Source organism: Desulfobaculum sp. SPO524 (assembly GCF_044987625.1).
GTDB lineage: Bacteria > Desulfobacterota > Desulfovibrionia > Desulfovibrionales > Desulfovibrionaceae > Desulfobaculum.
Window position 1 is genome coordinate 267,613 of sequence record NZ_JBJDSB010000004.1, and the last position, 20,133, is coordinate 287,745.

The window sequence follows — 20,133 nt, forward strand, 5'->3', positions numbered from 1 at the left end:
AAGCGCCGGAACGGGAGACCGTTCCGGCGCTTTCTTTGTTGTATATGGCAGTGGGGGCAAAGGGCACGGGACCGAGAGCGGCACGGTGGCTAGACGCTTTCCGCGCGGACAAGGGCGTTGTGGGCGTCCTCGGCCTTGCCCTGCGCGGTGAGGGCGCGGGCGAGTTCCTTCCAGAATTGCGGCTGGCGCGGGGCAAGGGCGGCGGACTGGCGGGCCAGTACCTCCGCGATGTGCGGGTCCTCGCCGTTGTCGAGGTACAGCTTCGCCATCAGGTGCAGGGACACGGCGTCCTTGGGGTCGTGCAGGATGGCTTGGTGCAGGTGCTCGCGCGCTTCGTCAGGATTTTTTTGGGCCAGGGCGAGGCGGGCGAGGAAGCGGTGGGTCAGCTTTTCGCCGCCGCTAATGGCCGCCGCGCGGGTGTAGTAGCCGCGCGCGGCATCAAAGTCGCCGTCGCGCTGGGCCAACTCGCCAAGGCGGATAAGGCTGAACACGTGGTCCGGGTCAATGGCGAGGCAGTCGTTGTATGCGGCGCGTGCGTTGTCATACTGCGCCATTTTCTGGCAGGCAAAGGCGTGGTTGTAGCGGGCAAAAAGGTTGCCGCTGTCGCGGTCGATAACGGTTTGAAAGTGCTGTTTGGCCTTGGACAACTGCCCCGTTCGCGCAAGGCAAATGCCAAGGGAGTTGCGGGCCACGGTGTTGCCTTCGTCCGCCAGCAGGGAGAGCTGGTATTCCTCAATGGCGTCGTAGATGCGCCCCTGCGCAAACAGCCGGTCCGCGCTGATGTTGAGGGCCACGGAATCCAGTACGCCAATGCGCGGCGCCGGGAGCATCTGCGCGTAGGCAAGGGCCTTGCGGGCGTTATCCAGTGCGTCCGCGCGGGAGAAGCCAAGGTGCGGGAAGGGCGCGATGCCAAAGGCGGGCGGCGTGGTCAACACAGGCTCAAGGCGGCGCTGGACGGCGGCGCACAAGTCTGTCGCGTCATCCCCCGTGCATCCGGGCAGGAACCAAATCAGGCTGCCAATGCTGAAGCGTCCACCCACGGCGCTGTCGCCAAACAGGTCCGAGCAGATGGCGGACACGTCGCGCAGGTGCATTTCCGTCTGCACGGGCGTGTCGTTTTCCCCGGCGTCCGGCAGGCGTGCCAGCACCATGCTGAAGCTGTCGCAGGCGTCGCGCTCCTGCGCGAAGTGGTCCAAAAAGTCGCGGTAGAGCAGCAGTCCCGTGAGCAGGTCGCGCCGGGGGGCGTCGCCGCGCGCGCCAGAGGCCGGGGCCTCTTCGGACTGCTGGGCAAGGGACAGGCGGTCCCCCGGAGTGATGGTCCATGAGGTGTCGGCAAGGTAGAGCACATCCGCCGTGGATGTCGTGGCACGGACCTCCATGAGGACGATTTCCCCCTTGTACATGGGGGGCGTGTCCGGCCCGCCGCCGTGGTCGTCGGACCACACAAGATAGCGCTGGCCCTCGGCCGCGCCAACGGTACGTCCAAGGCTGACGGTGATGCGGTTCAGCGGCAGAATCTCTGTGACCGTGCCGCCTTCCTGCACAATTTGCCCAAAGCTGAACGCCGCGCCGTGGGTGGCGTAGCCTGCGGCGCGCGCGGCCTTGGCAAGGACGGCTCCGGCCTGTTCGCGTACGGACTGGCGCAGGGTGCGTGCGGGCATGTCCGTTGGGTAGTGGGTCAGGCCAACGGTGGCGTCCAGCGCCATTTCCATACCCAGCATGATGTCCGGGACGGCGACGGTTTGCAGGCCCGATGCAATGTGGTCCGCCAGTTCGCGGCAGTCCACGGGCGTGGCTCCGGGCCAGAAGACGCCAAGGGCGTCACCGTCAAGGCGCGCGGCCACGGCCTGCTCCGGGAGCAGGTCGCGCAGGGCGGCGGCGGCGCTGCACAGGGCGCGGTCGCCAAAGGTGTAGCCGTAGCGGTCCTGCCATTCGGGCATGCTTGGCAGGGCGATATGCACAAGGCCAAAGGAGGACGCCCCCTCGGTGCCGGGTGCGGCCAAGCAGTCCCCGGCCGGGGACATCAGGCCGTCCTGCGCGCCGGCAATGTCGCCGGAGACCACGCGCAGAAAATGCGGGGCCGTGGCCAGCCCGGTGAGCGGGTCCGTCATTGCGGCCTTGTACAGCAGCAGTTTTTCCATGCTTTTCCACGCCATGGCCGCAAGGTAGGTGGGCAGCGACGGGGTGGGGTCCACCTCCACGCCGCGCGCGGCAAATACGCCAAGCAGCTGCCCGTGCAGGGCCAGCGGCAAGAGCGCCTTGCCTTCTTCCGGCAGGATGACGGCGCGCCCTTCGCGCAGGTCCGCCCACGTGCCGGCCCCGTCCACGGAGCGCGGGAAAAAGAGGCTGTACGAGGTAAACGACAGGTACGAAGCGATCTCCTCCCGCAGGATGTCCTCAAAGGAGATCAGGTCGCGCCGCGACAGGGTCAGGCCAGTATCGGGTAGCAAGGAGGTGTTTTCGCTCATAGAAGCGGTGCATACCCCGGCGCGGCGAGGAGTTCAAGACGCATGCGCCTATGGCGCGCGCAGGCGCCGCTTGGGCACGGGCGCATTCCGTGGGTAGATGGGGTTGGCCGCGGTCCACCAGCCGTCGCGGGCCTCGCGCGTGACCTCCAGCCTGTGCACAAATTTGATGCTTTTGTAGGCGAGCTGATAGGGCGCAACAAGCCGTGCGGGGGCGCCCCGGTCATGCGGCAGTGGAGCGCCGCCGATGCGTAGGGCCAGCAGGCAGTCCTGCGCTGGGTCCGTCAGGTCCGCAATGGACATGCACTCCACATAGGCCCGCAGACCATCCGGACCGCGTGGCGTGGCCCCAAGGGCGTGAAAGACCACATACCGCGCCGCCTCTTCGGCCTGAGCAAGCTCCAGCAGCGTCTTCAGGCGTACGCCGCCCCACATGATATTCTGGACGGACCACCCCTCCACGCAGTGCATGTCCGAGGTCTGCTCCACCTGCGGCAGGGCGGTGAGGTCCGCGTAGGCAAGGGCGGCTGGCGCCCGTACCAGCCCGTCAATGCGGAGCACAAAGGGCGCGTCCGTGCCGTCCGGAAATTCCAGCATGCCGGTGCGCGCGGAAAAGGCGGGCAGGTCCTGCTCTACGGTGCGGGTGGGAAAGGCCCGGCGCATGGCCGCGCGCGCTGGGGCGGGCAGGGCAATGCTCACCGGCAGCGTGAGCGCGCCAAGGAGCAGCGCGCGGCGCAGGGGCGAAAAGGGCAGATGCGGCATAGAACCTCCTGGGCTGGGCGTGACGGGGGCACCTCACTGTAGGATATGACGGTTGCTGGTGCAATGTTGTGTATCGAAACATGTCTGGGGGTGGACATTGTTTGGTATTTCGACAATGTTGTTCACCGTGGCAAAGCAGAAATTGCAAAGGAGAAGCGTATGGAACTCAGCGATAATCCAGTATTTAAGGCGCTTTTTGAGCGCCGCAGCGTAAGGAAATTCACCGATGCTCCTGTAACGCGCGACGAGGCTCTTGCCATTTTGGAGGCCGGACGCTGGGCCCCCAGTGGACTGAACAATCAGCCGTGGCGGTTTATGTGTCTGTGGCCGGACGATCCGCGCTTTGAAGCCCTTGCGGGGTGCACCAAATACGCCGCCGTTGTGCGCGCGTGCGGTTTGCTCGTGGGCGTTTTTCTCGATAAGGACGCCATGTATTCGCCGCTGAAGGACCATCAAACCGCCGGGGCCTGCATACAGAATATGCTGCTTGGCGTGCACGCCCTTGGCCTTGGCGGCGTGTGGCTTGGAGAAATTATTAATCAACCGCAACAGGTGCTCGACGCCCTGAAGCTGGACGCGGAGCGGTATGAGGTGATGGCCTTTATTGCCGTCGGCCATCCCGCGCATCCGGGTGCCAGCTCGCGCGAGCCGCTTGAAAAGCTGCTTATTGAGGAGTTTTGATGCAGATTCGGACCTACGCCCTCGGCCCCCTGCAAACCAACGGCTATCTGCTCTCCAGCGGAGGCCAGGCCGTGTTTATCGATCCCGGGGGTGACCCTGCCAGCGTGCTGGACGTCATCCGGCAGGAGAACCTGACCCTGACGCATGTGCTCATCACGCATCTGCACTTTGACCATATCTACGGCGCGGCCAAGCTGGCGCGCGAGACCGGCGCCACCATCGCCGCCAACACCGAGGACGGTTTTCTGCTGGAAACTGAGGTCGGCGCGGGCGGCGCCATGGGCCTGCCCAAGGTAGAGCTGTTTGACTTTGACCCCATCGCTCCGGGCACCGCGACCTTTGTTGGCGAAGAGTGCCAAATTGTGGCGACGCCGGGGCATACGCCCGGAAGCCTGACCTTTGTGTTCCCCGGCGAGGGTGCGGCCTTTGTGGGCGACCTGATTTTTGCGCGCTCCATTGGCCGCACGGACTTTCCCGGCGGCAGCACGCCTACGTTGGTGCGTTCCGTGGAGCAGGGCATCTTTACCCTGCCGGAGAACACCACGCTGTATCCGGGCCACGGTCCGGCCACCAGCGTTGGCGACGAAAAGGCGCACAATCCGTTCTTTCAGCCCGGCGCGCCTGGGATGGATTTGTAGCGACACCGCTCCGCCGCCGGATGCCCCGCGCGTCCGGCGGCGCGTGCGGCGTGGAGCCTGTGGCACATGACCAGCGATAACGAAACGGTTTTTCTGGACCTGCGAGGCAAGTGCTGAGGCGTTGGGCTTGAGGTGGGGTGGTACCTTCGCCTGTCCCGCGCTTCGGTCATAGAAGTGCTTGTCCGTAAGGACGTGCTGGCCTCTTTGGAAGACCAGCGCGCCACAAACGACAGCTGGCGGCTTGAGGCCGCCGACGAGGGCGACCATGTTCGTGCACGGTTCGTCCACACACTGAGGGAGAAATCATGACGGTGCACAATGCACACAAGGGCGGCAGACCGTTTGTCATGTCGTGCAGCCCGCGGCCGGGCGGCAATAGTGACAAGGCCGCGCTCCTCTTCGCCCAAGGCGCGGGAGACATCGCCGTAGATTTTTTGCGGCGCTACCGGGTGGAGCCGTGCGTCTCTTGCTATCGGTGCAAGCATGATCCGAAGCGGGCCTGCTACCTGACGGACATGGACCACAGCGGGCGGCTGTTTCAGGAGATGCTGACTGCACCGTATCTGTTCCTGTCCTCGCCCATCTATTATTATCACGTTCCGGCCCAGCTCAAGGCGTGGATAGACCGCAGCCAGTGTCATTACCTGCGCAAACTGGACGGCGACGAGAGCATGCGCGCTCTGCCGCGCCGCAAGGCCTATGTTTCCCTGCTGGCCGGGCGCAAGCACGGCGACAAGCTCTTTGAAGGCAGCCTGCTCACGCTGAAATATTTCCTTGATGTCTTCAATTTTGAGATGCAGGAGCCGCTGCTGTTTAAGGGCATTGACGAAAGCGGCGACCTGGAGGCCGATGTCTCCGGCTCTGCCCAGCTTATTGAGCTTGGCCGCGCTGCGGCCGCCGAGCACGCCCCTGCCGCAATTCCCGTGGAGGAGCGGAGGGGCTAAGTGCTGCGGCGGCTTGTCCGGACGGTATGCGGCGCACGCTGCGGCGCGTGCGGTGTGGCCCTTGCGCCGGGCGAACGCGGGCTGTGTTCCGGTTGCGCGCGCGAGCTGGCCCCGCGTACCACGGGCTACTGTCCTGCCTGTGGCGCGCTGTATCCTGCCCCGTCCGGCGGCATCTACCTGTGCGGCGCATGCCGCCGTGAGCCGCGCCCGTGGGACAGTTTGTATTTTTCCGGCGTCTATGACGGCCTGCTGCGGCGGCTGGTGCTGGACTACAAGTTCACCGGCCGCATAGGTCGCGGGCGTCTGCTCCAGCGGCTGCTGCGCGAGGCCTGCCAGCGCGGCGGGTGGCAGGGCAGCGACCCTGCCGATGCGCCGTCGTGGAGTGTGGTCCCCATCCCGCTGCATCCCGCCCGCCTGCGCGAGCGCGGCTTTAATCAGAGCTTAGAGGTGGCGCGCGGGCTTGGCAGGAGCGGGGCCTGTGTGGACGCCCACGCCCTTGTCCGCCATGCCGCCACCCGCCCGCAGGTGGGGCTGAGCGCCGCGGTGCGGCGCGAGAATGTGCGCGGCGCATTTGCTGCGGATGCGGGCCGCGTGGCCGGACGCAATATTTTGCTTGTGGATGATATTATGACGACGGGCGGCACGCTGGAGGCCGCAACGCGCGCCCTTGAGCGCGCCGGGGCGGCGCGCGTGGATGTGGCCGTGCTGGCCAGAACGCCGGAGGCGTGAAAATGCTGGTCGGCGTGGGCAGAGTCCGCTACCATGGCCGAAGATGAACGGAGCGTGCCCGGCCTAAAACAGCCGGGATGCGGCTCTATCGGCGGCTTGTCCGTACGAGGAACCATCAACCCGCAGTGTCGTCTATCCATGAGTAAACAGGATACCACCCCCTGCACCGCGCCGGAACAACAGCACCTGTGCCGGCTTTTGTCCAAGGCGGGAGTCCCCTCGGAGCCGAGGTGGTACTCGCTTATCCTCTATATGCGGAGCCTTGAGTACAACGATACGTTGTCCGACGGACAAAAGGCCGCCATCCACGAGCTGTTTCTTGACCTCATCCGCCGCCGCGATTTTAGCGACGAGCGCTATGACGAAGTGGCGCGCAAGCAGGAAGAAATCCTGACTACGGACTACCGCGAGCGCCTCAAGGCCGCCTTGGAGGAATCCTCGGCGCTGCTGGAGGAGTTTGGGCAGCTGTTTTCCCGCCGCACGGGCGAGGTGCAAAACCTCGGCGAGGAAACGGTGCAGACCGTCCAAAGCGGTATGCCACCGGAAGAGATGGTGAAGTCGCTGCGCCGTTCGTTTAAGCAGTTGGTGGACGCCATGGGGCAGGACGCAATAGACCTGCACCGCGCGGCCAATACCGACGCCCTGACCGGGCTGGCCAACCGCAGGCGCTTTGACGATGAGCTTCGCCGCCAGTGCGGCGAGGAGCGTGACGGGCCGCTGAGCCTGCTCATGCTGGATATTGATCTCTTTAAGCGCATTAACGACGCCTATGGCCACCAGATTGGCGATCAGGCGCTGAAGCTTGTGGCGCACCTTATTACCCAAGGGGTGAAGGGGCGCGCGGACGGCAAATGCCTGCCAGCGCGGTATGGCGGCGAAGAATTTGTGGTGATTGCGCCCGGCATGACGCTGGAGCAAGCCATTGACATGGCAGAGCATATCCGTGCCAGCATTGAGAAGTACCGCTTTGAGATCAAAAGCGTGGACGGCGATGTTTTGGAGCGGAATGTTGCGTTGACCATATCTATTGGTGTTGCGCAGTTTGATGAAAAATGGGAAGACAGCCACGCCGAGCGGTTAGTGCAAGGGGCGGACGCCGCTCTTTATGATGCAAAGAGGAGCGGACGGAACCGCGTGTCCGCTTATGAGGCAAATTAAAAAACTCAAGCGTGAGGGGTTGACTTTTTCTGCATTTGTCGGATATCTACCCCTCTCTCTTTCTTTGGAGGTAATAGGTCATGTATGCAATAGTTGAGTCCGGCGGCAAGCAGTTCCGTGTTGAGGAAGGCCGCACGATTGACATTCAGAAGATTCAGGCAGAGGCCGGTTCCGAGCTGGTTCTGGACAAGGTTCTGCTGGTGGATAAGTCTGGCGAAGTGACCGTGGGCGAGCCCTACGTCGAAAACGCCAAGGTTTCTTGCGAAGTGGTCGAGCACGGCCGCGAAAAGAAGATTATCGTCTTCCACAAGCGCCGCCGCCAGGATTCCCAGAAGAAGCAGGGCCACAGGCAGGACTTCACCACTATCAAGATCAAGGCCATCGAGGCCTAAGGTCAGTAAAGGAGTACTGAAATGGCTCATAAAAAAGCGGGCGGTAGCTCGAGAAACGGTCGCGATTCTATCGGTCAGAGACGAGGCGTTAAGCGCTTCGGTGGCCAGCAGGTCCTCGCGGGCAACATCCTCGTTCGTCAGCTGGGCACCAAGTACCACGCTGGCGAGAACGTTGGTGTTGGCAGGGATTACACCCTGTTCGCCCTCACCGACGGCGAAGTCAAATTTGAAAAGTTCACGCGCCGGAAGAAAGTTAAGACCCGGGTTTGCGTGGTTCCCTCTGAGGCATAGTCTCAGCGGTCGAGCACTTTCCGGGGCGGATGGCGCAGCTTTGCGCTATCCGCCCGTTTTTTATGCGCGAGTATCTCGCGCGGGGAGTTACCTATGCGCTTCGTAGATGAAGCACGGATTACAGTGCGTTCCGGCAAGGGCGGGCATGGCTGCGTGTCGTTTCGGCGCGAGGCCCATGTGCCCAAAGGCGGACCCGATGGCGGCGACGGCGGCAAAGGCGGCGACGTCATCTTCCGTGCGTCCGATAAGCTGCTGACGTTGTACGACTTTCGCCTAAAGCGCCTGTACGAGGCCAAAAACGGCCAGCCCGGTATGGGCAAGCAGCGCTTTGGCAGAAACGCCGAAGACCTCATCATTGATGTCCCCGTTGGCACCTTGCTCTATGAGATTGACGAGGAAGGCAACGAAAGCCTCCTCGCCGACCTGACGGACGCGGACATGCAGGTTGCGGTCTGCAAAGGCGGACGCGGCGGCTTTGGCAACGAGCGCTTCAAGTCCTCCACCATGCGCACGCCGCGTTTTGCCCAGCCCGGCGGCGAAAATGAGGAAAGGACCCTGCGCCTTGAGCTGAAAATCCTCGCGGACGCGGGGCTTTTGGGCCTGCCCAACGCGGGCAAGTCCACCTTCATCTCCACGATTTCTGCGGCGCGTCCCAAGATTGCTCCCTATCCCTTCACCACCCTCACCCCGAACCTTGGCGTGCTGATTAACGACGTGGGCGACCACTTTGTTGTGGCCGACATTCCGGGGCTGATCGAGGGCGCGCACGAAGGGCAGGGCCTTGGCCACACCTTCCTCAAGCATGTGGAGCGCACACGCTTCCTCGTTCATATCCTCAGCGCCGAGGACCTTGACGTGGAATCGCCGTGGGAAGGCTTCGACATGCTCAATGACGAGTTGGCCCGCTATAATGACGAGTTGGCACACCGGCACCAGCTGGCGGTCATCAACAAGATAGACCTGCTTAGCGAGGACGACCTTGCCGCGCTCCGCCAGCGCGCCGAGGATGACGGCCGGAAGGTCTTTTTCATATCCGCCCTCAATGGCGACGGAGTGGAAGGGCTTGTGAATGAAATGTGGCGGTTGTACCATACGGACACGGAGAGCTGAGCGGTTTGGACCGGATGGAAGGTTACACACGACCCGGAAGGCCTGAAATGGACTGGAAAGAGCAAAAACAGCACGTCATCAAGGACGCCAAGCGTGTGGTCATCAAGGTCGGCAGCGCCGTCCTGACCGGACCGGACGGCCTGGACATGCGCGTTGTGAACCGGCTGGCGGACCAGATGGCCGCCATGCACGACAGGGGACTGGACGTTGTTCTTATCTCCTCCGGCGCTGTTGCCGCCGGACGCCGCGTTTTGGACACCGCTATCACGGGCGTTCCCGAGCGGCAGGCTGCTTCGGCCATTGGTCAGAGCCGCCTCATGCACGCCTATGACGAAGCCTTCGGGCGCTATGGCAAGGTCTCCGCGCAGATTCTGCTGACGCGTGACGACCTGCGCAACCGTGGCCGTTTCCTGAACGCATGGAACACCTTCCATAAGCTCCTTGACTGGAAGGCCATCCCCATCGTCAACGAAAACGACACCATCGCCGACGCCGTCAAGGAACTGAAATTCGGTGACAACGACGCGCTGGCGAGCCTTGTGGTCAACCTTGTCCACGCGGATCTGCTCATCAATATGACGTCCGCCTCCGGTGTGTACGACTCCAACCCGGATCAGAATCCGGATGCCGAGTGCCTGCAGTGCATTGAGGACATCTCGTGCATGGATATCGACTCCACCTGCGACGGCAAAACCTCCGCCGGGACGGGCGGCATGTATTCCAAGCTGCTTGCCGCGCGCCGTGTGGCCCAGCTGGGCGTGCCCACACTCATTGTTTCCGGCGCGGAGCGCTACGTGCTGGAGCGTGTGTTCTCGGGCGAGGACATCGGCACATGGGTGGTTCCGGAGCACGAAACCATCTCGCGCAGAAAGTTCTGGCTGGCCTACAACAAGGTTCCGGACGGCAGCGTCAAGGTGGACGCCGGAGCGGCCAAGGCGCTGGTGTGGCACGGCAAAAGCCTGCTTCCTGCCGGAATCGTGGCCGTTGAAGGCTCCTTTGGTCATGGCGCGTTGGTGCGTGTGCTGGATGGGTCCGGCGACGTTATCGGCGTTGGTCTCTCCAACTACTCCGACGAGGACCTGCGGGAAATCATGGGCCGCCGGAGCAGCGAGATTGAACAGGTGCTCGGCGCGTGCCCGTACCCCGAAGCCATCCACCGCGACAACATGCTGCTGGACGCCGCCATTTGATGTGGCGCACCAGCGAGTCATTTTTCATCCCCCGTTCCCTGTGGACGGGGGATTTTTTTTGGGCTTTGGGCTTTGGTCCGGCGGCTGGGCGGCGGAGGGGGAGCGCGCCAAGGGGCATGCCCCGCAGGAGTGGGCCGGGGCGTGTCGCAGGCTGGGCCGGTGATGTTGGCGCGCGGCATGAGGGGCACGACGCTGCAGCGCATGTGCCCCGGCGTGGGCCGAATTTAGAGGGCTTCGGCGTTTTTCGCCACGGTGGTCAGGCGTGTTTGCGCCCAGACCAGCCACTTGGCCGCAGCGCTTGGGGCGTAGTTGACGGACAGCGGATTCATAAAGCCGTGCCCGTGGGGCGTGGTGTGGCAATGGACGTGCGGCGCGCGGTTGAGCACGCAAATCACATCGTCCACGCAGTAATGCGGTTCGTGCGCGGGGAAGATGGCGTCCGTCGGCACCTGCGGGGGCGTGTCCATCATGGTCCGGATGGCCGAGCCGTAAAAACACAGGACCGCGAGGAGAGGGACCGGAGGCGTTTCCCGCGAGACAGCCCACACCGCTCCCGCTCCGGCGCTGAATCCAACGAGCGCCACCGGGCCGTGCAGTGTCGCCAGCATGTCCCGGACGCGGTTGGTGTAGGCCTCCAGCCCACCAGTTTCAACGTAGCGCGCGTAGGCTTCCCCTTCACTGACAAAGCCTTGGTCCGCTCCACCGTACGGGTCCACCACCGTCACCGAAGCGGCAACGCGCCGGAACGTGTCGGCCATCATATCCACATGCGGGGTTCGTCCCCAGATTTCCGTTGCAAGAAGTATCTGCATTGACGTCTACCTTGTGCTTGCGGTCGTTGCTTCGCCCCTAGCCATTCCTTAAATTTCGATGTTTGTCACCTGTTTCGTCCGGAATGCGTGCCCCGCACCTGCGCCGTGCGTTCCTTCCGGCGCGCACGAGGCTCCTTCAGGCGGGGAAAAGCGGGCGACACGCCGCACAATCCGCCATCGTATATTGCGTAAAGGCTATTGCAAGGGTAGAAAGGACAGTGGAGTGGTGCAGAGTAGGGCCGTGAAGACCGTCTATGGGAGGCTGGTATGGCGAAGACCGATATTCTGCTGGAAACCGGAACCAACGAGTTGGAAATACTGGAGCTGTTCATTAACGAGCAGGTCCCCGGGGGCGGACGTCCGGCGCCGAGCTTTTTTGGCGTCAACGTCGCCAAGGTGATGCAGGTCATCGAAAGTCCGGACCTTGATCCACCGGAATCGGCATCCAATCCGTGCTATATGGGAACCATTTCCCTGCGCAAGCACATCGTCCCGGTGCTGGACCTTGCGGTGTGGCTGGGCATTGAGCGCGAACCGCACGAGTACGAAGTGGTCATGGTGACGGAATTTTCCAAGGCCGTGACCGGATTCCTTGTCTCTGGCGTGACGGAAATCCACCGTGTGGGCTGGCGCGACGTGGCCCCGCCGCACAAGTACGTCAACCGCATGGGCACATCCAGCATCATCGGCATGGTGCGGCGCGAGGACAGGTTCATCCAGCTACTGGACCTGGAGCAGATTATTTCCGCCCTTGAGCCAAAAAGCATGAAGGACGACGAAGCGCCAAGCGTTATTGCCTCCAAGCGCTACCGCGCCGTGGTGGCGGACGACTCCCCAACCATCCGCCTGATGCTGCGCAAGAATTTGGAGGCCGCAAACTTTGACCTGCAAATCGTCAACAACGGGCAGGAGGCGCTGGACCTTGTGGAAAGCATCTCCGAGCGTGCCAAGGGCGAAGGCCGTCCCATCGGCGACTTTTTGGACATTGTCATCGCGGATATTGAGATGCCATTGATGGATGGATTTACGTTGACGAAAAACATCAAGGACAACGAGATGTCCAAGGATATCCCGGTGATTTTGTATTCATCGCTCATTACGCAGGAACTGCGGCACAAGGGCGAATCCGTGGGTGCGGCGGAGCAGATTTCCAAGCCGGACATGGATTCCATGGCGGAGCGAGCCATTGCCATACTAGAAGGCCAGCCAGCTGGGGGCGAGTAGTCCATGATGGATTTTTCGCAGGATAAGGAAGTGCTCGACGCGTTCATTGAAGAATCGCGCGAGCGGCTCTCGGAGCTTGAGTCGGGCGTGTTGGAGTTGGAGGAACACACCGCTGCGGACGAGGCCGAACTGCTCAACAGCGTGTTCCGGGCCGCGCATTCCGTCAAGGCGGGAGCCGGACTGCTCAAACTGCACAGCATTGAGCGGGTCTCGCACTGGTTGGAGAACTTGCTCGGCCGTGTGCGCACGGGGGAGATTCAGGCCGATAGCGACCTTGTCACCGCGCTTTTGGAAGGCGTGGACGCCCTGCGTGAACTCATTGACGACGTGCCCGATTGTGCGGACCGGGACGTGACGGAGCAGCTTGCGGACCTGCGCAGCGCCCTCGACTTTGCCCGCGTCCGCCAACGGGATTAAGCGTCCGCTATCCAGTCCTCAAGGTGGGGCGGGGTGCCACAGCTTCCAGCCAGCGGGGGCAGGGGGCACGCCGCCGTCACTTCCACGCCGCCTTGAATAATGGACATGGGACGGTCCGACGACACCACAATGACCACAAGGTCATCGTGCCCCGCCGTGAAACGCAGCGCGGAATTGTACCGCGCCCCGCGCGAGCGGTCCTCGGCGACAACACGTTCGCCATCCAACAGACAGCCAAAACCGTGCAGGGTTCCATCCGCGCAGATGTGCAGGGCGCCGTCCACCTTGGCCAGCGCCTTGGCCACATGCAGCATGTGCGGGTTATGCAGACTGATGGGGTTCTCCAGATGCTGGCCCGCGATGGGAATGTGCGGGCAGGAGAAATCAAGCACCAGTGTGCAGCCGTGTTTGCGCTCCTGCGTGCTGTGAACAATGTCCGACACAATGGTGAACAGCGCGTGGCGCTGGGTGGCGTCGAGACGGCTTTCCAGCAGCAGTTCCTCCAGTTGCACAAGGTTCGCCCGGCGCGTGGTGGAATGAAACGCGCCGTCAAAGAAACTGCATACCTTTTCCTCTCCCAGCCGCACAAAGCCATAATTGCCGCGGAACTCCGCCAGAACACATGCGCCGGGATAGGGCGGCATGCCAATGCCCACAATGCTCGCGCCGTCGGAGACCAAGGCGTAGGGCGAATCCTCAACCGAGAGCAGCAGCTTGCGCACGTGCTTGTGGTTTTGCAGTACCGGGCGCTCATCGCGCGTGAATTTGGCCAGATAGGTCACGCTGTCGATATCCCCCGGTTCCACAAAGCACAGCCGCCCGCGCGCCCATGCGCCTTCCTCCAGCGTTTTGGATATGCTGAGGATGGCGTCCAGTGTGGGATAGATGCGCAGTTTCGTATCCATGCCCATGGCCTCGGCGCGCTGGTCCACAATGAAATTGCGCACGGCGTGGGTGGCCCAGCCCTGAAGCACGGCTCCCGCAAGGTCCAGATGCAGGACGTTGTCCGAGGCAAACGCCTGCGACAGCATCCACGACGCATGCTCCAGCCAGCGTTCGGTTGGGCCGGTGGAGCACAGGTCCGGGTGGTGCTCCGTAAACCATGTTTGGTGAAAGATAGCCCGCGAGCGCGCGCCAACGTTGATGAGGCCGGAAACAGGCAGAGGGTCGCACAAAATCTGCTCAAAGGGCGGGATGGAGGCGACCTTGCCGGGGCATTGCCGCCATGTGGCGTCCTTGAGGAAGACCTTTTCCAGCATGGGTTCGTGTCCGCGCAAGAGGTTTTGCGGGTCGTGAATGCGCGGGGCGCTGTGCGGCGTTTCCGCGTAGATAAGCGCGGCGCGGCTGGATTGGGAAAAGTGCGACAGGCCGTCCCGGAGGCCGTCGTGAATGTGATAGATGCACAGGTTACGGTAGGCGTCGTCGAGCATCGGTTCTCCGTTTTGTGTTGCAGGCTGACCAATGATTGCCACAAAACGGAAGGAATTCAAGCTCGGCGGCGTTTTTCCTGTATGGCATGATGGGGGCGGGGCGTGCTCCACACCGCCAATGGCGCTAGGATGGCGCGTTTTTTCCTGCGCGGACAAACTCCAGACACACGGAATTAATGCAGTAGCGCATGCCCGTTGGCGGTGGTCCATCCGGGAACACATGCCCAAGGTGGGCGTCGCAGCGGGCGCAGACGACCTCCGTGCGTATCATGCCGTGGGACGTGTCATGTTTTTCCTCAACGGCGTGGGGTGCGGCAGGGGCCATAAAGCTGGGCCAGCCCGTTCCGGAGTCGAATTTGTCCGCGGAGCGGAACAGTGTGTTGCCGCAGCACACGCAGGTGTACTCCCCGTCGCCCTTAAAGGACGCGAATTCGCCGGAAAATGCAGGCTCTGTCCCGCGCTTGCGGCAGATGTTGAACTGCTCCGGCGTCAACTGGGCGCGCCATTCTTCGTCGGTTTTGCGAATTTTGTCCGTCACGCTTGGCCTCCTGCGCTTGAGGAAAGGGCGCGCCGTCACCGTTTTTGGGGGCGGCGCGCCTTTGGCTTTCGTGAATGTATCAGGCCTTGAGGTCTTTCAAAAGCAGGGAAACGGCAACCGTGCCGTTCTTTGTCTCCTGCGCGCCCACTTCGTGGAAGCCGTAGCGGTGGTGGAAGGCGAGGGAATCGTCATTGCGGGGGCGGGTGTTCACCTCGCAGGTGACGGCGGGGCAGTCCAGCCGCTGCGCCACGGTGGAGACGGCGTCGTACAGCGCGGTGCCGACGCCCATGCGTTTGGCGCGTGGCGCGACAACGATGCGGTCCACATACACAAAGGAGGGATAGTGCGCGCAAAACCACTGAAAGTTTTCACTGGCGTAGGTGACGCCCGGTGTATGGCCAATCATAAAGCCGAGAATGTCGTCCTGAACCGAGGTGCAGGCCACCTGAAAGAAGGCGGCTTCGCGGATGGACCACGCCATGAAGTCGTGGTCCACGCTGTTCACGGCGGGGACGGCGGCTTCGTTGAGGGCGAGAATGGCGGGAATGTCTTCTGGCCGTGCGGGGCGGAGTAGTGTCTGCATGCGGATATGGTGGTTGAGGTGAAGGGGCGCTACGCGCCGTGCGTGGTAAGAAAGGCCGCGCAGCGCGCCTCGGACCAAAAGGTGCCGTCGTGGTCTAGCTGAATGAACCCGACATGGCCTCCGGCGCGGGGCGTTTCCAAATACAGGTTGGGATTGTCGCGTGCTTCGCGCTCGGGAAAGCTGTCTTCCCCAAGAAAGGGGTCGTCCTGCGCGTTGATCATCAGCGTGGGCACGGCAATGTTTGGCAGCACAGGGCGCGAGCTGGCGCGGGTCCAGTAGTCCTCGGCGCTGGCAAAGCCAAACAGCGGCGCGGTGAAGCGCTCGTCAAAATGGCGGAACGTGGTCACGCGGCCAAGGTCCGAAATATCAAAAACATCCGGGAACAGCTTGTGCTTCTGGCGGATTTTGTCCCGCAGGCTGCGCAGCAGGTATTCCGTATAAAAGCGCCCGGAGTGGCGGGCCTCCAGGGCGTGGACGGAGTCCACAAGGTCGCATGGGGCGGAGACGGCAACTGCGGCGCTGATTTCCTTCGGCACGCGGGAGGGCGCTTCACCCAGATATTTCAGGGTCTGGTTGCCGCCCATGCTAAAGCCCACAAGGGCAATGGAGCTGTAGCGGTCAAAGGACAGCGCGTGGGTGACGGTGGTGTGCAGGTCGTCGGTTTCGCCGCTGTGGTAAAAGCGCGGGGTCGCGTTCATTTCACCGCCGCAGCCACGGCAGTTGCGCGCCAGCACGTCCCAGCCTGCGGCATTGAGGACGCGGGCCATGCCGCGGACGTATTTGCGGCGGGAGTGGCCTTCCAGCCCGTGGGTGATAATGGCAAGGCGGCTGGTGGTGGCGGTGTGCTCCGTGAAGCTCCAGTCCAGCAGCAAAAAGTCGCCGTCCGGGGTGGGGATGCGTTCGCGGACATAGTCCACCTTCGGCGTGGGACGCATCAGGGACGGGGCAACGCTTTGCACATGCGCATTGGCCAAGAGCGTTGGCGGTGCATAGTCGGGTATGGGCAATACTGGCATTGTTTCGGCTCCTTGAAGTCAGGCAGGGTAGCCATGTCGGCCTGCGCGGGCAAGTGATGAATCGCTCCCACTGCGCCAGCGCCCCACCACGCCCCGTAGAATGACGATTGCCCTGCGGGGCGAGGTTTCGTACTATGCCCGGGCATCCTACTTCCAGGAAGTTCAATCAACTCTGATACATGCCCTAGGGGCGGAGGACTGCATCATGCAACTGACCACTGTGCGTATCGACAAGCCCGAAGAGATGAACTTCATCCTCGGCCAGTCCCATTTCATTAAGACGGTGGAAGACATCCATGAGGCTGTGGTCTCCACGGTACCCTTTGCCAAGTTCGGCCTCGCCTTTTGCGAGGCGTCCGACAAGCGCCTTATCCGTCTGACCGGAACCGACGAAGAATGCGTGGAACTGGCGCGAAAGAACGCCAAGGCCCTGTCCTGCGGCCATGCCTTTATCCTGTTCATGAAGGATATGTTCCCAATCAACATCGTCAATACCATCCAGAACGTGCCCGAAGTGGTGCGCCTGTTCTGCGCTACGGCTAACCCCACAGAGGTTATCGTGGCCGAAACCGAGCAGGGGCGCGGCATTATGGGCGTTATCGACGGCTATGCCTCCGCAGGCGTGGAGCGCGAAGACGACGTGGCCGCGCGCAAGCAGTTCCTGCGTACCATCGGCTACAAGGCCTAACCCGGCGCCACCCGCGCGGGAGTGCGTTGTGGACCTGGGCGGCAGGCGGCTCACAGCCCGTCGCCGGACCGTGGCGCGGGCAGGGGATTTCCGGCTTCTGCATACCGAAAACGAAAAAACGCGGCGCATCCCTTTGGGGACGCGCCGCGTTTGCATGTGTCTGCCGCGTTTGCCTTTAATCGGCGGGCAAAAGCTCCGTATACAGCGTTACCGCCACCATGTTGTCCACCAGTCCCATTTTGTGGAAGGTGCCTGAGCCGACGCCGTAGGCAAGGCGGTCGAGGTCAAAGCGCCCCTGAAAGCCCAGCACGGGCTTGCCCTCAAAGTCGGGCACCGGGTGCGGCTTTTGCCCCAGCACCGTAAACGGCAGCGTGATGTCATTGCTGGTTTCCTTCAGGGTGAAGGTGCCGCGCGCTTCAAACCAGCCATCGCCACGGGCGACAATGTCGTCACTGACAAAGCTCATGCGCGGGTACTTGGCGGTGTCAAAAAAGTCCGCCGTCTTTAGGTGTGCGTCGCGCTTGGCAATGCCGGTGTTGATGGAGTCAATACCAATGGAAATGTCGATGACGCCCGCTTCGGGATGCTTGGGGTCGAAATTGATGGTCCCCGTAATGTCATTGAAGAACCCCGTCACCTTGCCCACGATGTGCGTGATGGTGAAAACGGCCTGCGAATGGTCCGTATCCACGCTCCAGTCCCGGGCAAAGGCGGGGCTGGCGAACAGAACGCACAGGGCGATGGTCAGGCAGGCGAAACCGCGCCGAATATGAGGCATAGTGCTTCTCCTTGTGGAATGCGGTTGATGGACCTTCCGCCAGTATACCTCAAAGCCAGCCCCGTGGACCAGCCCAATCGGCAGCGGCGGCCATGCACTGGTTGTTGTTTCATGGCGGGCTTTTGGCTATGTCTTACGTCCCCATGATGGAATTTCAGCAAGGAGACCACAGCCCATGACCATGGAGTACGCATTCACACTCCTCGAAACCCACGCCACAGTTGGCTTTTGCGCCTGCCTGCCCAAGGAGGAGATGACGCTGGACGCCATGCTTGCGCATCTGCGCGCCGCGCCCATGGACGACGCTATGCGCCGCGCCGCGTTGCGCCATGTTGCGGCCTCTGATGCAGCCGAATTGGCGGCCCTTCTGGAGCAGATGAGCGCTGACCCCGTGGTGACGGGGCTTCTCCGCGAAGCCGTGCAGGGGAGGTCCGATGTCGCTCAGCGTCTCGGGCTGTCTGGTCCCGCCACGCCAGAGGAGCAGGCGGTGTCTCCCCTGGTGGACCTGCGCGCCGGCCAAGGGCCGGAGGCCGACCTGCACCGCAAGTGGGCCATGGCGTTTCAGGCGAATATTGCTGACCACGCGCCGCTGGAGGATATCCGCCGGCAGGGGCTGGACGTGCCGTACGCCGCCGAAGTCGTGGCAACAGCGGGGGACGAATTCGCCCATGTGGCGGATGTGCGCCAGGCGCTCGCCCTGCGCCCCGCCGAGGAGCGCTATCCCTCGGCGGCGGAGACCGCGCGACGCGCCGAAGCCGCGCTGGAGCAGGCCGGGGTGCCCCTTGGCGCACAGGCGCGGCATATGGATTCGCTGTCTCCCGTAGGGCTGGTGCGGAGCTGGGAAACGTCTATCCGTGTCCGCAATGGCGCGCTGAACTACGCTGTGTCCGGCCAGCATATGTCCTATGGACGGGGCCTCGCCTTTGACGCCGCACAGGCCGCGCTGCTTATGGAGATTGTGGAGCGCTATTCCAGTTGGGTGAGCGTGGAGAACCTCGCGCTTCCGGACTGCGCTTCGGGGCGGGAGCTGGTCCGCGCGCGCCGCTCGGACCTTCTGGATCAGGGCCGCGCCGCGCTGGACCCGAACGATCTCCCCCTTGATGCTTCTTATAGTAATGAGCCGCTGCACTGGCTCCCGTGCGAGGACGCGGGCGGGGCCACGGTGTATGTTCCGGCGCAGTTCATCGCGCTATTTGTGAACCTTGACGAGCAGGGATTCTTCGGCGGACTTGGCTCAACCGGGCTGGCGTCGGGGAATACTGTCGAGCAGGCGCGCCTTGGGGCGCTTCTTGAAATTATCGAGCGCGATGCGGAAACCACCACGCCTGTGGACTCGCGCACGTGGTTGCGCGTGCGGTCGGATGACAAGGACATCGCGGCCTTGCTGGCGAAGTACGCCCGCCGCGGTGTGGACGTCCTCCTGCAGGAATGTACCAGCGAACTGGGTATCCCGTGCTACAAGGCTTTTGCCATCGGCCCGCAGGGGCAGGTGGTGAAAGGGGCCTCGGCCAAACTCTCGGGCGCACGCGCGGCGCTGTCGGCCATTCTTGAAGTGCCGTATCCCTTTCCCTTTGGGCCGCCCTCAACGCCGGGCCCGGAGGAGCTTGAGGTGGTCACATTGGAGTCCCTGCCGGATTTGTCCACCGGCAGCATCGCCACGGACCTCAAGCTGGTGGAGGAGACACTTCTCCGCAGTGGACGGACGCCGCTCTATGCCGATCTGACGCGCAAGGACCTCGCTTTGCCCGTCACGCGGGCCATTGTGCCGAGGATGGAACTGCTCCCCGATTTCGACCGCTATTCGCGCATAAGCACCCGTCTTCTCAGGAAGTTTCTCGCGTAACACGTGGAGGCGTAAGCGGGCCACACAGAGAAAAGTGCAACAATTTGCCCAAAAAGAGGGAAAAGCAGTTGACGCGGGGAGGGCAATCACCTAGAAACGCTCTCCGCCGCGAGGGAAAACCTCAGGGGCCTTTGAAAAGCCAGAATTGACCGGGATGCGTAAGCATACCGGGTGTGTGTTCACAAAGCGGTCGAAAGAACGCTAACACATTGAAATTTTGGAAAATGTTGAGAAAGTGCTTGACGGGCCGCTCGGGTCCGCCTATACCGCCTCAACACGCTGACGGCAACGCCGACAGCGACTTTGAAAAAAGACGAAATGAGGGGTTGACGAAGCGAATCGCTTCCGATAGTAACTGCCCTTCGCGACTGACGGAAACGTCAATTGCAAAATGGATGTTGACGCAGCGGGCAACGCTCGCTATGTTTACATTTCGCCGAATGA

General features: G+C 62.6%; 21 protein-coding genes. 13 read left to right on the forward strand and 8 right to left on the reverse strand.

The features are described from left to right. Window positions 1–89 precede the first annotated feature (89 nt). Both ACI3L3_RS14215 and ACI3L3_RS14220 read right to left on the reverse strand, forming a co-directional pair. Entirely contained in the window at window positions 90–2,450 is a 2,361-nt protein-coding gene (locus ACI3L3_RS14215) for a tetratricopeptide repeat protein (RefSeq protein ID WP_404845801.1), read from the reverse strand. 66 nt (window positions 2,451–2,516) lie between these two features. Continuing rightward, on the reverse strand, window positions 2,517–3,227 hold the full coding sequence (locus ACI3L3_RS14220) for a molybdopterin-dependent oxidoreductase (protein WP_404845802.1): 711 nt from the start codon (window positions 3,225–3,227) through the stop codon (window positions 2,517–2,519). Between the two features lie 159 nt (window positions 3,228–3,386). Between ACI3L3_RS14220 and ACI3L3_RS14225 the strand changes: the two genes are divergently transcribed. The 9 genes from ACI3L3_RS14225 to proB all read left to right on the forward strand — a co-directional run bounded on the left by ACI3L3_RS14225 (window position 3,387) and on the right by proB (window position 10,360). Next, window positions 3,387–3,908 carry a nitroreductase family protein gene (locus ACI3L3_RS14225; protein ID WP_404845803.1) on the forward strand — a complete coding sequence of 174 codons (522 nt, stop codon included), beginning with the start codon at window positions 3,387–3,389 and terminating at the stop codon, window positions 3,906–3,908. Further along, window positions 3,908–4,546, forward strand: coding sequence for an MBL fold metallo-hydrolase (locus ACI3L3_RS14230; RefSeq protein ID WP_404845804.1), 639 nt, complete (start codon window positions 3,908–3,910; stop codon window positions 4,544–4,546). The genes ACI3L3_RS14225 and ACI3L3_RS14230 overlap by 1 nt, the downstream gene beginning before the upstream one ends. Before the next feature lie 305 nt (window positions 4,547–4,851). Then, window positions 4,852–5,490: a flavodoxin family protein gene (locus ACI3L3_RS14235; protein ID WP_404845805.1), complete on the forward strand. Its 639-nt coding sequence runs from the start codon at window positions 4,852–4,854 to the stop codon at window positions 5,488–5,490. After that, window positions 5,491–6,219, forward strand: a complete 729-nt coding sequence (locus ACI3L3_RS14240) for a ComF family protein (protein ID WP_404845806.1) — start codon at window positions 5,491–5,493, stop codon at window positions 6,217–6,219. A gap of 138 nt (window positions 6,220–6,357) precedes the next feature. Further along, window positions 6,358–7,377, forward strand: a complete 1,020-nt coding sequence (locus ACI3L3_RS14245) for a GGDEF domain-containing protein (RefSeq protein ID WP_404845807.1) — start codon at window positions 6,358–6,360, stop codon at window positions 7,375–7,377. A gap of 80 nt (window positions 7,378–7,457) precedes the next feature. After that, complete coding sequence (gene rplU / locus ACI3L3_RS14250; protein WP_404845808.1) at window positions 7,458–7,769, forward strand: 50S ribosomal protein L21; 312 nt, start codon at window positions 7,458–7,460, stop codon at window positions 7,767–7,769. Window positions 7,770–7,790: 21 nt separating this feature from the next. Then, window positions 7,791–8,060, forward strand: a complete 270-nt coding sequence (gene rpmA, locus ACI3L3_RS14255; RefSeq protein WP_404845809.1) for a 50S ribosomal protein L27 — start codon at window positions 7,791–7,793, stop codon at window positions 8,058–8,060. Window positions 8,061–8,153: 93 nt separating this feature from the next. Continuing rightward, window positions 8,154–9,170 (forward strand): GTPase ObgE, encoded by a 1,017-nt coding sequence (gene obgE / locus ACI3L3_RS14260; protein WP_404845810.1) that lies wholly within the window; start codon window positions 8,154–8,156, stop codon window positions 9,168–9,170. Window positions 9,171–9,217: 47 nt separating this feature from the next. Then, window positions 9,218–10,360, forward strand: coding sequence for a glutamate 5-kinase (gene proB, locus ACI3L3_RS14265; RefSeq protein WP_404845811.1), 1,143 nt, complete (start codon window positions 9,218–9,220; stop codon window positions 10,358–10,360). A 224-nt stretch (window positions 10,361–10,584) separates the two neighbouring features. Here the strand turns inward: proB and ACI3L3_RS14270 are convergent, their stop codons facing one another. Continuing rightward, window positions 10,585–11,172, reverse strand: coding sequence for a dienelactone hydrolase family protein (locus ACI3L3_RS14270; protein ID WP_404845812.1), 588 nt, complete (start codon window positions 11,170–11,172; stop codon window positions 10,585–10,587). Window positions 11,173–11,439: 267 nt separating this feature from the next. Between ACI3L3_RS14270 and ACI3L3_RS14275 the strand changes: the two genes are divergently transcribed. Then, on the forward strand, window positions 11,440–12,396 hold the full coding sequence (locus ACI3L3_RS14275; protein WP_404845813.1) for a chemotaxis protein: 957 nt from the start codon (window positions 11,440–11,442) through the stop codon (window positions 12,394–12,396). 3 nt (window positions 12,397–12,399) lie between these two features. Beyond that, a complete protein-coding gene (locus ACI3L3_RS14280; protein WP_404845814.1) occupies window positions 12,400–12,813 on the forward strand; it encodes an Hpt domain-containing protein in 414 nt (137 codons plus the stop codon). Here ACI3L3_RS14280 and ACI3L3_RS14285 read toward each other — a convergent pair. The 4 genes from ACI3L3_RS14285 to ACI3L3_RS14300 form a co-directional block, all read right to left on the reverse strand. Further along, window positions 12,810–14,243 carry a DNA integrity scanning protein DisA nucleotide-binding domain protein gene (locus ACI3L3_RS14285; RefSeq protein ID WP_404845815.1) on the reverse strand — a complete coding sequence of 478 codons (1,434 nt, stop codon included), beginning with the start codon at window positions 14,241–14,243 and terminating at the stop codon, window positions 12,810–12,812. The genes ACI3L3_RS14280 and ACI3L3_RS14285 overlap by 4 nt on opposite strands. A gap of 124 nt (window positions 14,244–14,367) precedes the next feature. After that, a complete protein-coding gene (gene msrB, locus ACI3L3_RS14290; RefSeq protein WP_404845816.1) occupies window positions 14,368–14,781 on the reverse strand; it encodes a peptide-methionine (R)-S-oxide reductase MsrB in 414 nt (137 codons plus the stop codon). A gap of 79 nt (window positions 14,782–14,860) precedes the next feature. Then, window positions 14,861–15,364 (reverse strand): GNAT family N-acetyltransferase, encoded by a 504-nt coding sequence (locus ACI3L3_RS14295; protein ID WP_404845817.1) that lies wholly within the window; start codon window positions 15,362–15,364, stop codon window positions 14,861–14,863. Window positions 15,365–15,393: 29 nt separating this feature from the next. Beyond that, on the reverse strand, window positions 15,394–16,380 hold the full coding sequence (locus tag ACI3L3_RS14300; protein WP_404845818.1) for a YheT family hydrolase: 987 nt from the start codon (window positions 16,378–16,380) through the stop codon (window positions 15,394–15,396). Window positions 16,381–16,585: 205 nt separating this feature from the next. Here ACI3L3_RS14300 and ACI3L3_RS14305 point away from each other — a divergent pair, with 205 nt between their 5' ends. Further along, a complete protein-coding gene (locus ACI3L3_RS14305) occupies window positions 16,586–17,068 on the forward strand; it encodes an adenosine-specific kinase (RefSeq protein ID WP_404845819.1) in 483 nt (160 codons plus the stop codon). 175 nt (window positions 17,069–17,243) lie between these two features. Here the strand turns inward: ACI3L3_RS14305 and ACI3L3_RS14310 are convergent, their stop codons facing one another. Continuing rightward, window positions 17,244–17,846, reverse strand: a complete 603-nt coding sequence (locus ACI3L3_RS14310; protein ID WP_404845820.1) for a YceI family protein — start codon at window positions 17,844–17,846, stop codon at window positions 17,244–17,246. Between the two features lie 175 nt (window positions 17,847–18,021). On the opposite strand from ACI3L3_RS14310, the gene ACI3L3_RS14315 reads away from it, so the two are divergent. Continuing rightward, entirely contained in the window at window positions 18,022–19,689 is a 1,668-nt protein-coding gene (locus ACI3L3_RS14315; RefSeq protein WP_404845821.1) for a YcaO-like family protein, read from the forward strand. Window positions 19,690–20,133: the final 444 nt, after the last annotated feature.